General features: G+C 55.7%; 14 protein-coding genes. 9 read left to right on the forward strand and 5 right to left on the reverse strand.

Annotated elements, in window-relative coordinates:
• The first annotated feature begins 2 nt into the window (after window positions 1–2).
• The 4 genes from parE to H7R56_RS03650 all read left to right on the forward strand — a co-directional run bounded on the left by parE (window position 3) and on the right by H7R56_RS03650 (window position 5,075).
• The gene (gene parE / locus H7R56_RS03635) at window positions 3–1,898 is read left to right on the forward strand and encodes a DNA topoisomerase IV subunit B (RefSeq protein WP_106929651.1); all 1,896 of its coding nucleotides are present in this window, start codon (window positions 3–5) and stop codon (window positions 1,896–1,898) included.
• A gap of 291 nt (window positions 1,899–2,189) precedes the next feature.
• Entirely contained in the window at window positions 2,190–3,167 is a 978-nt protein-coding gene (locus tag H7R56_RS03640; protein WP_106929653.1) for a TRAP transporter substrate-binding protein, read from the forward strand.
• 57 nt (window positions 3,168–3,224) lie between these two features.
• Window positions 3,225–3,773, forward strand: coding sequence for a TRAP transporter small permease (locus H7R56_RS03645; protein ID WP_106929655.1), 549 nt, complete (start codon window positions 3,225–3,227; stop codon window positions 3,771–3,773).
• Window positions 3,774–3,785: 12 nt separating this feature from the next.
• Window positions 3,786–5,075, forward strand: coding sequence for a TRAP transporter large permease (locus H7R56_RS03650; protein WP_106929656.1), 1,290 nt, complete (start codon window positions 3,786–3,788; stop codon window positions 5,073–5,075).
• Here H7R56_RS03650 and H7R56_RS03655 read toward each other — a convergent pair.
• Window positions 5,026–5,934 (reverse strand): AraC family transcriptional regulator, encoded by a 909-nt coding sequence (locus H7R56_RS03655; RefSeq protein ID WP_106929658.1) that lies wholly within the window; start codon window positions 5,932–5,934, stop codon window positions 5,026–5,028. The genes H7R56_RS03650 and H7R56_RS03655 overlap by 50 nt on opposite strands.
• Window positions 5,935–6,086: 152 nt before the next feature.
• On the opposite strand from H7R56_RS03655, the gene H7R56_RS03660 reads away from it, so the two are divergent.
• The 3 genes from H7R56_RS03660 to H7R56_RS03670 all read left to right on the forward strand — a co-directional run bounded on the left by H7R56_RS03660 (window position 6,087) and on the right by H7R56_RS03670 (window position 10,506).
• Window positions 6,087–7,925, forward strand: a complete 1,839-nt coding sequence (locus H7R56_RS03660; RefSeq protein ID WP_106929659.1) for a DUF2264 domain-containing protein — start codon at window positions 6,087–6,089, stop codon at window positions 7,923–7,925.
• 96 nt (window positions 7,926–8,021) lie between these two features.
• Window positions 8,022–9,290 (forward strand): oligosaccharide MFS transporter, encoded by a 1,269-nt coding sequence (locus H7R56_RS03665; RefSeq protein WP_106929661.1) that lies wholly within the window; start codon window positions 8,022–8,024, stop codon window positions 9,288–9,290.
• Between the two features lie 25 nt (window positions 9,291–9,315).
• Complete coding sequence (locus H7R56_RS03670; RefSeq protein ID WP_106929663.1) at window positions 9,316–10,506, forward strand: glycoside hydrolase family 88 protein; 1,191 nt, start codon at window positions 9,316–9,318, stop codon at window positions 10,504–10,506.
• Window positions 10,507–10,602: 96 nt separating this feature from the next.
• On the opposite strand, the gene H7R56_RS03675 is transcribed toward H7R56_RS03670, so the two are convergent.
• The 4 genes from H7R56_RS03675 to qseB form a co-directional block, all read right to left on the reverse strand.
• On the reverse strand, window positions 10,603–10,917 hold the full coding sequence (locus H7R56_RS03675; RefSeq protein WP_106929664.1) for a putative quinol monooxygenase: 315 nt from the start codon (window positions 10,915–10,917) through the stop codon (window positions 10,603–10,605).
• A gap of 30 nt (window positions 10,918–10,947) precedes the next feature.
• Window positions 10,948–11,529, reverse strand: a complete 582-nt coding sequence (locus tag H7R56_RS03680; RefSeq protein WP_106929666.1) for an NAD(P)H-dependent oxidoreductase — start codon at window positions 11,527–11,529, stop codon at window positions 10,948–10,950.
• A gap of 106 nt (window positions 11,530–11,635) precedes the next feature.
• A complete protein-coding gene (qseC, locus tag H7R56_RS03685; protein WP_106929667.1) occupies window positions 11,636–12,985 on the reverse strand; it encodes a quorum sensing histidine kinase QseC in 1,350 nt (449 codons plus the stop codon).
• Window positions 12,982–13,641, reverse strand: a complete 660-nt coding sequence (qseB, locus tag H7R56_RS03690; protein ID WP_106929669.1) for a quorum sensing response regulator transcription factor QseB — start codon at window positions 13,639–13,641, stop codon at window positions 12,982–12,984. Before qseB ends, qseC begins: the two co-directional genes overlap by 4 nt.
• Before the next feature lie 149 nt (window positions 13,642–13,790).
• Here qseB and H7R56_RS03695 point away from each other — a divergent pair, with 149 nt between their 5' ends.
• Both H7R56_RS03695 and H7R56_RS03700 read left to right on the forward strand, forming a co-directional pair.
• Complete coding sequence (locus H7R56_RS03695; RefSeq protein WP_106929671.1) at window positions 13,791–14,186, forward strand: YgiW/YdeI family stress tolerance OB fold protein; 396 nt, start codon at window positions 13,791–13,793, stop codon at window positions 14,184–14,186.
• A 73-nt stretch (window positions 14,187–14,259) separates the two neighbouring features.
• The gene (locus H7R56_RS03700; RefSeq protein ID WP_106929761.1) at window positions 14,260–15,126 is read left to right on the forward strand and encodes an AraC family transcriptional regulator; all 867 of its coding nucleotides are present in this window, start codon (window positions 14,260–14,262) and stop codon (window positions 15,124–15,126) included.
• Window positions 15,127–15,190: the final 64 nt, after the last annotated feature.

Genomic DNA, 15,190 nt, shown 5'->3' on the forward strand with positions numbered 1-15,190 from the left:
TCATGACGCAATCTTCTTATAACGCTGATGCCATTGAGGTACTCACCGGGCTTGAGCCGGTTCGCCGCCGTCCGGGGATGTACACAGATACCACACGTCCAAACCACCTGGGTCAGGAAGTTATTGATAACAGTGTGGATGAAGCGCTGGCCGGGCACGCAAAGCGTGTTGAGGTTATCCTTCATGCCGATCAGTCGCTGGAAGTTATCGACGACGGTCGCGGCATGCCCGTCGACATTCACCCGGAAGAGGGCGTACCGGCGGTAGAACTGATCCTTTGTCGCCTGCACGCGGGCGGCAAGTTCTCCAACAAAAACTACCAGTTCTCCGGCGGCCTGCACGGCGTGGGGATCTCGGTGGTTAACGCCCTGTCGAAGCGCGTTGAGGTAAACGTTCGCCGCGATGGTCAGATCTACACTATCGCTTTTGAAAATGGCGACAAGGTTGAAGAGCTGCACGTTTCCGGCACCTGCGGTAAACGCAATACCGGGACCAGCGTCCACTTCTGGCCGGACGAAAGCTTCTTCGACAGCCCGCGCTTTTCCGTCTCCCGCCTCAGCCATCTGCTGAAGGCGAAAGCGGTGCTGTGCCCGGGCGTTGAAATTGTGTTTAAAGACAAGGTTAACGACACCGAACAGACCTGGTGCTACGCCGACGGCCTGAACGACTATCTGTGCGAGGCCGTAAACGGCCTGCCGCTGCTGCCGGAAAAACCGTTTGTCGGTAACTTCTCCGGCGACAGCGAAGCGGTCGACTGGGCGCTGCTGTGGCTGCCGGAAGGCGGCGAGCTGCTGACCGAAAGCTACGTCAACCTGATTCCGACCATGCAGGGCGGTACTCATGTAAACGGCCTGCGTCAGGGACTGCTGGATGCGATGCGTGAGTTCTGCGAATACCGCAACATTCTGCCGCGCGGCGTGAAGCTGTCGGCGGAAGATATCTGGGATCGCTGCGCCTACGTGCTGTCGGTAAAAATGCAGGATCCGCAGTTTGCGGGGCAGACGAAAGAACGCCTTTCCTCACGTCAGTGCGCGGCCTTCGTGTCCGGCGTGGTGAAAGATGCCTTCAGCCTGTGGCTGAACCAGAACGTGCAGGCCGCCGAGCTGCTGGCCGAAATGGCCATTTCCAGCGCCCAGCGTCGTCTGCGCGCGGCGAAAAAAGTCGTGCGTAAAAAGCTCACCAGCGGCCCGGCGCTGCCGGGTAAACTGGCTGACTGTACCGCGCAGGATCTGGCCCGCACCGAACTGTTCCTTGTGGAAGGTGACTCGGCGGGCGGCTCTGCTAAACAGGCTCGTGACCGCGAATATCAGGCGATCATGCCGCTGAAGGGTAAGATCCTCAACACCTGGGAAGTGTCATCCGATGAAGTGCTGGCTTCGCAGGAAGTGCACGATATTTCCGTAGCCATTGGCATCGACCCGGACAGTTCGGATCTCAGCCAGCTGCGCTATGGCAAAATCTGTATCCTCGCGGATGCGGACTCCGATGGTCTGCACATCGCCACGCTGCTGTGCGCGCTGTTTGTGAAGCACTTCCGCGCGCTGGTCAAAGAAGGCCACGTGTACGTGGCGCTGCCGCCGCTGTACCGTATCGATCTGGGGAAAGAGGTTTACTACGCCCTGACCGAAGAGGAAAAAGCGGGCGTGCTGGAACAGCTGAAGCGTAAGAAGGGCAAGCCAAACGTGCAACGCTTTAAAGGTTTGGGGGAAATGAACCCGATGCAGCTGCGCGAAACTACGCTGGATCCCAACACCCGTCGCCTGGTGCAGCTGATCATCAACGATGAAGATGAACAGCAAACCGATGCCACTATGGATATGCTGCTGGCCAAGAAGCGTTCGGAAGATCGTCGTAACTGGCTGCAGGAAAAAGGTGACATGGCCGATCTGGAAGCCTGATGCTCAGCCTCTACCCGCGATAATAAAAAAGAGACGCTTGCGTCTCTTTTTTTATGACCCGCCGCGCGCCTCACCGACCCTTTGAATGGGTCAATTAATCGATTCAATTCTAACTTCTGCACTTTATGAAATGCCATTTTAAAATTTGGTATGACAGGTCACACTTTAGTTGTATGACTTCTACCATATTCTTCCGCTGGATATAACACACACTTTTGAACATGGACGTCAATCTATGCTGGCAAGTGATTCGCATAGGGAAATTTATCTTTAATCAAAAGAGAATCGTCTATGTTAAGAAGAAAACTGGCAGTAAGCGCTTTAACTTTCTCGTTACTGATGGGGTCCGCGGCGGCAATGGCCAAAACGGTGTTTATTGCTTCAGATGTGCATCCGGCGGATTACCCGACTACCGCAGCGGTTATTCATATGGGGGAAAAGCTCAGTCAACAGACCGACGGGCGGCTGTCCATTCGTATGTTCCCGAGCGGCCAGATGGGGGATGAAAGCACCACGCTGGAAAAGACCCGTGCGGGCGCTATTGATATTCTTCGCGTCTCTATGTCACCGGTTGGCGGCATCCTGCCGCAGGTTAGCGTCTTTAACATGCCGTTCGTATTCCGCGATACCGATCATCAGCATAAGGTGCTGGATGGCGATGTTGGCAGCAAGCTGGCGAAAGAGATCACCGACAGTAAGCTCGGGCTGGTCTTCCTTGGCTGGATGGATGCGGGCTCGCGCAGCTTGATCACCAAAAAACCGATTACCACGCTTGAGGATCTGAAAGGGGTGAAGATCCGACTGCAAAATAACCCGATTGGCCTTGATACCTTCAAAGCGCTGGGCGCGAACCCCATCGTGCTGCCGGTTGGCGACGTTTTTGCCAGTCTGCAAACCGGGGTGATCGATGCCGCGGAAAACAACGAGCCGACCTTTGACACCGAAAACTACGTCGTGGCAGGTACGAAGTATTTTGATCTCACCGAACACTTTATGATTCCGGAAGTGCTCGCTTTCTCAAAGCGCAAATGGAGCAAGCTGTCTGCCGAAGATCAGGCGCTGATTACGAAATTGGCGCAGGAAGCTCAGGCCGAAGAGCGCGTACTGTGGGCTGAATATGTCGAGAAATCCAAACAGCGCCTGCAAAGCCAGGGCGTGAAATTCCTTCCGGTCGACAAGAAACCGTTTGTTGATGCTACCGCGCCGGTCCGTGAGAAATACGGTAAGCAGTTCAGCGAGTTAATGCAGGAAATTCAGGACACCAAGTAAGACGCACAGCGGCAGGCTGGCACGGGCTGGCCTGTCCGTTTTGATCTGGAGATAACAATGAAAAATATCTATGTCCTGGTCATGGATGGCGTGTATCGGATCTGCATCTGGCTGTCAGGGATCAGCCTGTTATTTATGACGTTTATTTATCTGGTGGGGATTTACGCGCGTTTTCGCCCTGATTTTCCCGAATGGCTTGGCTTTCTGCCGCATGCGTCAACCAGCTGGCCGGAGCCGCTGTCGCAGATCTGTATGATCACCTTCTCATTCGTGGGAGCGGCAGCGGCCTATCGTGCGGGCAGCCACATTGCTATCACGATGCTGGTGGATCGCATCAACCCGGTGATGAAAAAAGGGCTGGCGGTGTTTGTCGATCTGGCGATGCTCGCGACCTGCCTGTTTATCATCCACTGGGGGATCGTTGGCTGCATGGATGCCTGGGAAGACGTGGTGCCGTCGCTGCCGTTCCTGACGTCAGGGATCACCCATCTGCCTATTCCGCTGGGCTCGTTCTTTACGCTGCTGTTTGTGGTGGAAAAACTGCTGTGCGGCCCGCAAACGCACCGCGAGCTGGTGCAGTTTGGCTCGCCGAAAGTCGGTCACTGAGGAGCGAACGCAATGGATTTAACGCTGATTATTTTTGTGACGACCTTCGTGGTGCTGATGGCTATCGGTATGCCGGTTGCCTACGCCGTGGGTCTTACTGCGGTGGTGGTGACGGCATTTGCCGACTTTTCTCTCGACGGGCTGATCATCACCATTTTCCACAGTACCGATAACGTCAACCTGCTGACCATCCCGTTTTTTGTGTTTGCGGGGGCCATTATGGCCGAAGGGGGAATGGCGCGAAGATTGGTGGATTTTGCCGGGCTGTTCGTGGGATGGATCCGCGGTGGGCTGTCGCTGGTTAACATTCTGGCGTCTACGCTGTTCGGGGCCATTTCCGGATCGTCGGTCGCCGACACCGCGTCGATCGGATCGGTGCTGATCCCGGAGATGGAGCGCAAGGGGTATCCACGTTCGTTTGGTGCGGTGCTCACCGCCAGCGCCTCGGTGCAGGCGATCCTCGTGCCGCCAAGCCATAACTCGGTGCTGTTTGCGATCGTGGCCAACACCGCGGCGGTGACCATCCCGGCGATGTTCCTCGCAGGGATCATCCCAACGCTGGTGCTATGTCTGACGCTTATCGTGATGTGTCTGATTGCCGCGCGTAAAAACAACTATCCCAAAGAAGAGCGAGTTGAACTTAAGCGCAAGATCAAGATTGCCTCGGACGCCATCTGGGGGCTGATTACCATTGTGATCATCTCCGGCGGTATCCTTTCCGGCTTCTTTACGCCAACCGAGTCGGGGGCAATTGCCTGCATCTGGGCGATGTTCGTCACGTTCTTTATCTATCGCGAATACAAGCTGAAGGATTTCCCGAAGCTGATTCACCGCACTATCAAAACCGTCACCATGGTGATGGTGCTGATCGCGTTCGCCGCTGCGTTTGGCTCGGTGATGACGCTGGTGGGGCTGCCGCAGGAGATCTCCGCTGCACTGCTGTCGTTGTCGGACAACAAGTACGTCATCTTGTTGATTATCAACATTATGCTGCTGCTATTGGGCTGCCTGATGGACATGGCGCCGCTGATCCTGATCCTGACGCCTATTCTACTGCCGGTGGTGGTGGAACTGGGCATCGATCCGGTGCATTTTGGCATCATTATGATGATGAACTTAGGGATTGGTCTTATTACTCCGCCGGTGGGATCGGTGCTGTTCGTGGCCAGCGCCGTCAGCGGGCAGAAGATCGAAACCGTGGTGAAAGCGATGGTCCCGTTCTACTGCGTGCTGTTCCTCGTGCTGGTGATCATCACCTATATTCCGATGATTTCGCTGTGGCTGCCGGCGCATTTCCGCTAGCCTGCCGACGCGAGGCGTGATTTTTTCGATACTGCAAGGGGGTCTCGCCGATCCCCTTTTTAAATGAACTAATAAAGTAGGTCACTTCGGCAAACCCGACCTGTCCGGCAATCTCATTCACCGGCAGCGTGCTGTGCAGCAACAGTTCACAGGCGCGGCGCAGGCGCAGGGTATTCAGGTAGTCGTGAATATGTTCACCGGTCTCGGCGCGAAAGCGGCGCGACAGGTAGCTGCGCGATTTTCCCAGCTCGGCCGCCAGCGCATCGAGGCTGAATTTGTGTTGATAGTTTTCTTCAATCCAGAACATCACCGGGCTGGCAATGCCGCGTGATGTATCGGTCATCTGCTCCTGCCCCGGCGGCAGCATATTGAATAAGGTCATCAACATGCAGGCAATCTGCTCGCTGCTCAATGCTGAAACCTGCGCCGCGCGTGCGTACAGGCTGAACAGATGATCAATATGCGGGTGTATTTCGGCCAGATCGGCAACAAATGCCGGGCGGCCACGGGCAGAAAGCGCCAGCAAACGGCGGTAATTTTCCGGGAAATGGCGGAGAAGTTTAGCAATTGCGTGCTGATCGACATGAATAATCGTCCGGCGATAACGGTCCTGGGCTTTCTCATCGACCATGACTTTATGCAGCGTAAACGGTGGGAAGAAAAACAGCCGGCCGGGGCGCATGGTGTACTGCCGATTATCGACAATGACCACGCCAAAACCTTCCTCAACGTAGAGGATCTCCAGACACTGGTGCCAGTGGTGATAGCGCACGGTGTTAGCAAACAGACGACTGAATGACGCTACGGCGTCATTCAGCGTGATGAGCTCCAGATGTTCGGCATTCCAGGACGACGACATGTGCAATATTTTTAAATTTTTACCGGTTTAATCTTACTACTAAACCACTGTTTTAAATTTTATCAAGCGCGGGTTCAGATAATACAATCAGTTGTGACCTGGTTAACATTTCTGCATTACCCGGATTCTCTATGCTTTAGCCACTTTCGAGGATGGTTAAATTAGGGGTCAGGACAGTGACTGAAATATCAAAAATATTGTCATCACGTGAAGACGTTACGGCGACGCTGGTAACGATGCTGAGCGCTCTCGATAAACAATTTCCCGCCCATGCGGCGCAGTTCTCGCTGGGTAATACCTGCGCGCACTACACCCAGGATATCGCGGAGATGGAGGGCTTATCGAGAGCGCTTTGGGGGCTGTTCCCGCTGCTGGCGGGCGGCGCGCAGGTACCATTCAGCGAGAAGTACATCACCGCCATTAAGCTCGGCACCGACCCGCACAGCCCAGCTTACTGGGGCGAAACCGGGCCGTACGACCAGCGTCTGGTTGAGATGGCGGCCTACGGACTCGGTCTGGCGCTGTTGCAGGACAAGCTGACCCGTCACTTTAGCGCCACCGAGCTTGAAAACCTGCACCGTTGGTTGAACCAAATCACCGATGCCCAGATGCCGGACAGCAACTGGAACTACTTCGCGATTATCGTGCAGCTGGGCTTTAAGCGTGCCGGGCTACCGTATGACCAGGCCGCTATCGACCGCCGCTTTACGATGATGGAAGCCTACTATCTTGGCGGTGGCTGGTACTCCGATGGCCCGGGGCGTCCGAAGGATTATTACATCTCGATGGCGTTCCACTTTTACGGCCTGATTTACGCTACGCTGAACGCGGAAGATGACCCAACGCGCGCCGCGACGCTGCGTGAACGTGCCTGCCTGTTTGCCAAAGATTTTATCTATTTTTCCGCCGCCGACGGGGCATCTGTACCGTTTGGCCGCAGCCTGACCTACCGCTTTGCGATGGTCGCTTTCTGGAGCGGCGTGGCCTTCGCCGGGCTCGACGTGTTCTCGCCTGGCGTGGTGAAAGGCATTATCTTGCGTCACCTGCGCTGGTGGCTTGAACAGCCGATTTTCGACCGCGACGGCATCCTGACGCTGGGCTTTGCCTACCCGAATCTGGCGATGTGCGAAGACTACAACTCGCCGGGCTCGCCGTACTGGGCGCTGAAGGTATTCCTGATCATGGCGCTGCCGGAAACCCATGCTTTCTGGCAGGCGGAAGCGCTGCCGCTGCCGAGCCTGGCGCCGGTGCATGCGATTGTACCTGCCCAGCAAATTTTGCAGCACAGCGACAACTCGAAGCATGTGGTGATGCTCACTTCCGGTCAGCTCGAGCTGAACAACTACGTCAACACCGAGGCCAAGTACACCAAATTTGCCTACTCCACGCGCTTTGGCTTCACCATCGAGCGGGGACGTTACGGTATTAAGCACGCGGCCTGTGACTCGATGCTGCTGCTGTCGGATAACGACAACTACTGGCGCGGCCGCCGCGAATGCGAGAGCGTTGAGATGCTGGACGGCGCAATTTACTCACGCTGGCTGCCGTGGCACGACGTGCAGGTGGATACCTGGCTTATCCCGTGTGGTGATTGGCACGTTCGCGTTCACCGCGTGAATACGGCGCGTCGCCTGCAGACGGTGGAAGGGGGTTTTGCGGTGATGAAAGCCGAGGCGGAGCTGACCGTGCGCCAGAGCCTGGTGAACGCGGCCAACGGCGTGAGCGCGGTGGTGGATCTCTCGCCGTTGGCCGTTCGCGTTGCCGATAGCGTCATTACCCCGCCGAACAGCAGCGTGATGTTTGCTGAGTGCGCGGCGATCCCAACGTTAACGGGTGAGATAGCACCCGGTGAACACTGGCTATGCTGCGCCGTGGTGGCAAGCGCTAACCACAATATGCTGTTGCCCGCATTGCCCACGCTGCATATTCAAAATAATACGCTGAACGTGACGGATAACATCAGCGGAAAAATAACAACGCTGAATTTTTAAATACCCGGATAAAAATTAAACCGGAATACCTCCTGACAAACTCTGCCTCACCATGATGCAGAGTTTGTACCCCTACATCGTCTTGTCGAGGACCGTATGGAAAAACTATCGTCAACAAACAGGCTGGAATATTACAAAATAAGCTCATTTATCTTTTTATATTTCTTTACCTGGTCTGCCAGTATTGGTTTATTTGCTATCTGGCTTGGGCAAAAAGCAGAACTCAGCGGTGCGGTAATTGGTACCGTATTTGCCGTAAACGGCATCTTCTCCGTTATCCTTAAACCGATTTACGGCTACATTCTCGATAAAATAGGGATGAGTAAATATCTGCTCTATTTTGTGGTCGTGATGTCCGCCCTGATGGCGCCGTTCTTTATTTATGTCTACCAACCGCTGCTGCTCTCCTACACCACCGTGGGGATTATTGTTGGTGCTATTTATCTGAGCTTTGCGTGGTATGCCGGCGTGGCAGCCTGTGAATCCTATGCCGATCGCTACAGCCGTCTGAACAACATGGAGTTTGGCCAGATTCGTATGTGGGGCTCGCTCGGCTGGGCGGTGGCGTCGTCGTTCTCCGGCCTGCTGTTTAATATCTCTCCGGCCTACAACTTTATTCTCGGCAGCGTGGCATCGCTGGTCATGCTGGCGGTGTTAATCAGCCTGAAAGTGGATACTGAAACCAGCAACGCCAGCGCGGTTATCTCGAAGGATAAGATTGTCCTGAAAGACGTATTCGACCTGCTGAAAAGCGGCAAGTTCTGGGCTTTCTGCCTGTATGTGGCAGGCGTAGCGTGGATGATGTTTGTGGCTGAGCAGCAGTTCTCCCGCTACTTCGTCACCTTCTTTAGCGATGTGCACGAAGGCAACACTATCTTTGGTTTACTGGGAACCGTGCAGTCCGGCACCGAGTTTGTGATGTACATCTTTATGCCGATGTTCGTTAACTATATTGGCGCAAAACGCGGCCTGATCATTGTCGGGGCGCTCGTTGGTGCTCGCCTGGTGATTTCCGGCCTGTGCGACTCGCATCTGCTTATTTCGGTGATTAAACCGCTGTACGGCCTGGAAATTTGTCTGCTGCTGGTATCGGTCTTTAAATATATTGCCGAGCATTTCGATAAACGCGTCAATGCCACCATGTATTTATTGGGTTATCAGGCCATGTTGTATATCGGCAACGTGGTGGTGTCTTCTCCGGCAGGATTATTGTACGACCGCATCGGCTTTGAAAAGACTTATATGATCATGGGGGGTATTGCGCTGTTCTTTACGTTGATATCCGCATTTACCTTATCTGCCTGTAAACGTCAGAATCATCGTCAGCCTGCGCTTGATGTTGCTGAGAATGGTATTTCTAAATAAGTATGACTGAATGAAGGAACCGAATATGTTAAACCCTATCGTTGAGGAAACCCTGCGCGAATTTCCGGGTGCACCCGTTAATCTTCAGACGTTTAACGATGAGCTGTGCTCGGCGCGTAGCCATGTCCTTAAGCTGATTAGCCGTCATTTAACGGATTTCGGTGATAAATTCCCGGGCGAGGCCTGCGTGAACGGCTACTATCCGCTCACCGAAAACGTTGAGTGGACCACCAGCTTCTGGACCGGTCAACTGTGGCTGGCCTGGGAGATGACCGGTGAGGAGAAATACCGGGCGCTGGCGGAAAAACACGTGCGCTCGTTCGGCCTGCGTATTGCGGGCCGCTGCGACACCAACACGCATGACCTGGGCTTCCTGTACACGCTTTCCTGCGTGTCAGCGTGGCGCTTGACCGGCAATCGCGATGCGCGCGGCTTCTCTTTGCAGGCAGCGGAAGCGCTGCTGGAGCGCTTCCATCGTAAAGCGGAAATTATCCAGGCCTGGGGCGTACTGACCGACCCGGAGCAGGCGGGGCGCATGATTATCGACTGCACCATGAACCTGCCGTTGCTCTACTGGGCGACTGAACAAACCGGCGATCCAAGATTCGCCGACGCCGCACGTGCTCACGTACGCCAGTCGGCGAAGTATCTGGTGCGTGAAGACGCCTCGACCTACCACACCTACTACATGGACGTGCAGACCGGTGCGCCGCGCTTTGGCAAAACGCAGCAGGGCTATGCGGATGATTCCTGCTGGTCGCGCGGGCAGGCGTGGGGCATTTACGGCTTTATGTTGAGCTTCCTCTATACCGGCGATAAAGAACTGATTAGCCTGTCGAAAAAACTGGCCAACTACTTCCTCAACCGCCTGCCGGAAGACCACGTATGCCACTGGGATCTGGCGCTGGTGGGCACCGACGCGCTGCGGGATTCATCCTCGGCGGCGATTGCGGTGTGCGGCTTGCTGGAGCTGGTGAAGCATCTGCCGACCACCGATCCGGATCGCGAGCGCTATCAGCAGTGGGCGATGGGCATTATGTCCTCGCTGTCGAAACATTATCTGATGGGCATTGATGAGCCGGGTACCGGCGTGCTGAAGCATTCGGTCTATCACTTCGCCAGCGATAAGGGCGTGGATGAATGCTGTAGCTGGGGGGATTACTTCTATGTGGAAGCGCTGGTGCGCATGACGCAGAGCTGGAAGCTGTACTGGTAAATTGATATTGCCCGGTGGCGCTGCGCTTACCGGGCCTGCATTCAACACGTATCCCGGACGAGCTGCGTTCGGCCGGGCTACGTTAATGCGTTAACCTTAAACGCCTGACTCCAGAATACGAATGGTCGTATCCAGCACGTCGCCTTTCACCGCTTCGCTCCAGGCTTTCATGTGCGGGGTTTGCAGGTGCGCTTCAAGGTGCGCGACGCTTTCCCACACTTCAACCATCACGATAGAGTCCGGCGCGGTGGTCTGGAAGCTAACGCCTGCGGCGTGGTCCACCATCGGCGCGTAGCCGTGGCAGCCGTCTTCTTTCAGTACGGTTGGGATAATTTTGGTGAACTGTTCCAGTACCGCCTGACGATGATGTTGGCCCGGACGAGTACGGATTTCAGCAATAACTGTCAACATGATTAACTCCTTCTAATTCCAGGTGACCAGTTAACCAAAAATCTTCGCAAGATGCTCGCGGTATTCTGCAACATAACGTGGAATGTCAGGCATTTTAATCACGTCGTTGGCAATAAAGGTCGGCAGCGCTTCCATTCCCAGGAACTGGTTGGCTTTGTGGAACGGCAGGTAAACGCCGTCAACGCCCACGCCGTGGAAGAACTGGTCTTTATCGGTAAAGGCTTCCATTGGGGCATTCCAGGTCAGAGACAGCATATAGGTCTTGCCCTGAATCAGACCGCCGGAGCCGTATTTTTTGCTGGCATCGGAACGGGTACGGCCATCGCTGGCATACAGCGTGCCGTGACCTTCGGTGAAGACATCATCGATATATTTTTTGACGGTCCACGGTGCGCCCATCCACCAGCCCGGCATCTGCCAGATAACGGAATCGGCCCACAGGAAGTTCTGCACTTCGGCTTTGACATCGTAGTCGCCGTCGGCGCGAACCACTCTAACATCATGCCCGAGGTCGCGCAGGAAGGTTTCCGCGACTTCGGTCAGGGTGTCATTCAGCTGGCCGTTGGAGTGGCCGAATTTTTTCGCGCCGTTAACAATCAGAATGTTGCTCATTATTTATCCTCAATAAAATGCTTTTGTCAGCCATGATACTCGGCGTGCCGAAGAGGTTAAATGTGCAAAATGTGCAAAGTCTTTTGCTAAAAGAGCAATAATCGGTCTACCAGCGAATATCAGCCTGGAATCCGCCTCCGGGGGCATTGTGAAATGTGGCCGACATCTGATGCAGCGCGGCGATGCGCTGCACGATAGACAGCCCCAGGCCGCTGCCGGTTTCATCCTGTCCCGGTGGGCGATAGAACCGTTCACCGACGCGCGCCAGCGCCTCCGGGCTGATGCCGGGGCCGTTGTCGCGCACGCTAAAACCCTCAGGCGTCAGCGTGACGTCGACCACGCTGCCGGCCGGGCTGTAGCGCACCGCGTTATCGAGTAGATTACGCACCAGCAGCCCAAGCAGCAGCGGCTGCGCGGTGCGCGATACCGGTGGCTCGCCGGTATGCAGGCGGACTTCAATGCCCGCTTTTTGTGCGGTGTGGTAGATGTCCATGACCGAAGATTGCAGCAGATCGTCGAGCACCACGGTCTGCACGTCCGCCAGCTGTTCCAGCGAATCCAGGCGTGAAAGGGTCAACAGCTGTTCGACTAAGCGGGTCGCCCGGTCGATGCCCGCGTGCAGCTGTGCCAGCGCCCGACGCTGGCCCGACGGATCGCCCTGCGAGAGTTCTGCCACTTCGGCCTGTACCCGCAGCGCGGTCAGTGGGCTACGTAGCTCGTGCGCGGCGTCAGAGGTAAAGCGTCGCTCGCGGGTCATCATGTCATGGGTGCGGCGGAACAGCTGATTAAGCGCGTCCAGCAGCGGACGAACTTCGCTAGGCACGCCGTCGGTGCTGAGCGCTTCACCGGCGTCCGGGTCGCGCTGGCGCAGCGTCCGGGTCAATTTTTTCAGCGGTGCCAGCTCGCGGCTGAGCAGGACAATCAGCAGCAAAAACATGATCGGTAGGGCGATAAGCCATGGCGTCAGCTGACCGGTGATGATATCCAGCGCCATCTCCCGGCGATAATCCCACTCCTGGCCGACCACGATACGGTACTTTTTATCGGCGGTCGTCAGCCACAGAAAGCGCCAGCTGTCGTCATCATTGCTAAGCTGGCCGTCGTCAAAGCCTTCGCGCCGGTAGTGATAAGGAATATACGGCCCGTTCTCGCCGTCGTGCAGCACCATTTTCCCATCGGTCGTGTAGATGGCGAAGGCGATGGCATCTTCGTCGAGATGGCCGTGCTTGACCTTTTTCGGCGCGCGTACCCACTGGCGTGAGGTGGTTAAATCGGCAAAATCCATGGCGCTGATGCGCTTGGCAAACAGCATCTGCTGGGTATCGAAGAGTTTATCCAGCTTATGGGTGGTTTGCTTCCAGGCAATCGCGCTGGCAAAACACCAGGTGATGGCGGAAAGCAGCATAAACAGGAGCGTCAGACGAACGCGCAGACTGAGGCGGCGGAATAGATTCATTGGTCACCCAGGGTGTAGCCGATACCGTGAACGGTGCGTATAAACGTGCTGCCGAGCTTGCGGCGCAGATGATGGACATGCACTTCAATGGCGTTACTGGAAACGTCTTCATCCCAGCTATAGAGCTTCTCTTCGATAAGCTTACGCGGCAGTACGCGCCCGACGTTACGCAGCAGCAGCTCCAGCAGGGCGAACTCTTTAGGTTTGAGGGCCAGCGGTTCACCGTTTAACGTCGCGGTGAGGCTACCGGGGTCCAGTTCGACATCGCCGTGACGCAGCGTGCTGCTGGGCTGGCCGTGGGCGCGGCGAATCAGCGCTTCCAGCCTGGCGGCCAGCTCGATCAGGGCGAACGGTTTGCACAGGTAATCATCAGCCCCGAGGCGCAGCCCCTCTACGCGCTGGCTGAGCGCATCGCGGGCGGTGAGGATTAGCACCGGCTCACGGCGGGTTTTTTCGCGCCATTCGCGCAGGATATCCAGCCCGTCGATGCCGGGGAGCGTCAGGTCGAGGATGACCGCGTCATAGGGGGCGTTATAGAGCGCAATTTTCCCTTCTTCACCGCGGGTAAACCAGTCGAGCGTAAAGCCCATTTTCCCCAACCCGGCTTTGATACCATCGCCGATAAGCTTGTCATCTTCTACCAACAAAATGCGCATCTTTTGCTCCTTGCCGACACCGTGAATGCCAAGTAAACCGCGCCTTTGCTGCTGCTGTACAGCAAAAATAATTCTTTTTTTCGCTTAAGAAGTTGTTAAGAATTGCACGGTGTAATAGCGAGCACAGACAATAAAAAGGAGACATCATCATGAAGAAACTTGCTGCTTTCGCTGCCATTCTGGCACTGGCATCCGCACCGGCCTTCGCGGCCAACCAGGGTGGTTTTTCCGGCCCCACCAGCACTTCTAGCGCGCAAACCGGCGGTTTTACCGGGCCTAGCGGGACGGTAACCACGGCGGCAAACGCCAAATCAATGCGTGACGATACCTGGGTAACGCTGCGCGGCAATATTACCGAGCGTATTTCCGACGACCTGTATATTTTTAAAGATGCCAGCGGCACCATCAACGTGGATATCGACCACAAGCGCTGGAACGGCCAGACCATCTCTCCTCAGGATCTTGTTGAAATCCAGGGTGAAGTGGACAAAGACTGGAACTCCGTGGAAATTGATGTGAAGCAGATTCGTAAAGTGAATCCATAATCGACAATACTGCGCAAGATCGGTCAGGATTCGCTGCCGCCCGGAGGGCAAAATGGGCCACATGGAGGCAGTGATGAATGACATGATTAGCGCGGCTTATGCCAAACGCCTGCGGCGCGTTTGCGACCACATTGAGCGTCATCTGGATGAGCCTCTATCGATTGAGGCGTTAAGTCGGATGGCGCACAGCTCGCCGTTTCATTTCCACCGGCAGTTTACCGCCTGGTGCGGCCTGCCGCTGTATCGCTATATCCAGTGGTTACGTCTGCGCCGCGCTTCCTGGCGGCTGGCGTTTAACCCGCAGGATAAGGTTATCGATATTGCGCTGGATGCCGGGTTTCAGAATCCGGAGTCGTTCACTCGTGCCTTTAAAACCGCGTTTGGCCAGAGCCCGCGCCAGTTCCGTCAAAAACCGAACTGGGCGGCCTGGCACCAACGCGTACCTAAACTGGCATTACAGGAGCAGAACGTAATGGACGTGAAAATCGTTGAATTTCCGCATACTAACGTCGCCATGTTGACCCATCAAGGGCATCCGGATCGGGTGAACGACAGCGCGGCAACCTTTATTGAATGGCGACGCAGCACCGGGTTTTCTCCGGTGAAAAGCAGCCAAACTTACGGCATTGCCTGGCACGACCCGCAAACGACGCCGCCGGAGCAGTTTCGCTTTGATATCTGCGGCAGCGTCGCAGCACCGATACCGGAGAACGCGTTTGGCGTGGTTAACGCTGAAATCCCCGGCGGGCGCTGCGCGGTGGTGCGTCATCAGGGCTCGCTGGATTCACTGTCTGACAGCGTCTGGTACTTGTTCCGCGAATGGCTACCGGGCAGCGGTGAAACGCCGCGCGATTTCCCGGTCTTCTTCCAGTACCGCAATTTCGTCCATGAAGTCCCCGAGCACGCGCTGATAACGGACATCTATCTGCCGCTGCGTTAACTTCCTCGCAACCTATCTCACGGTTTGTGACTCAGACCGTGAGATAGGGTATTATCTGCGGCAA

This window comes from Klebsiella sp. WP3-W18-ESBL-02 (assembly GCF_014168815.1).
Lineage (GTDB): Bacteria > Pseudomonadota > Gammaproteobacteria > Enterobacterales > Enterobacteriaceae > Kluyvera > Kluyvera ascorbata_B.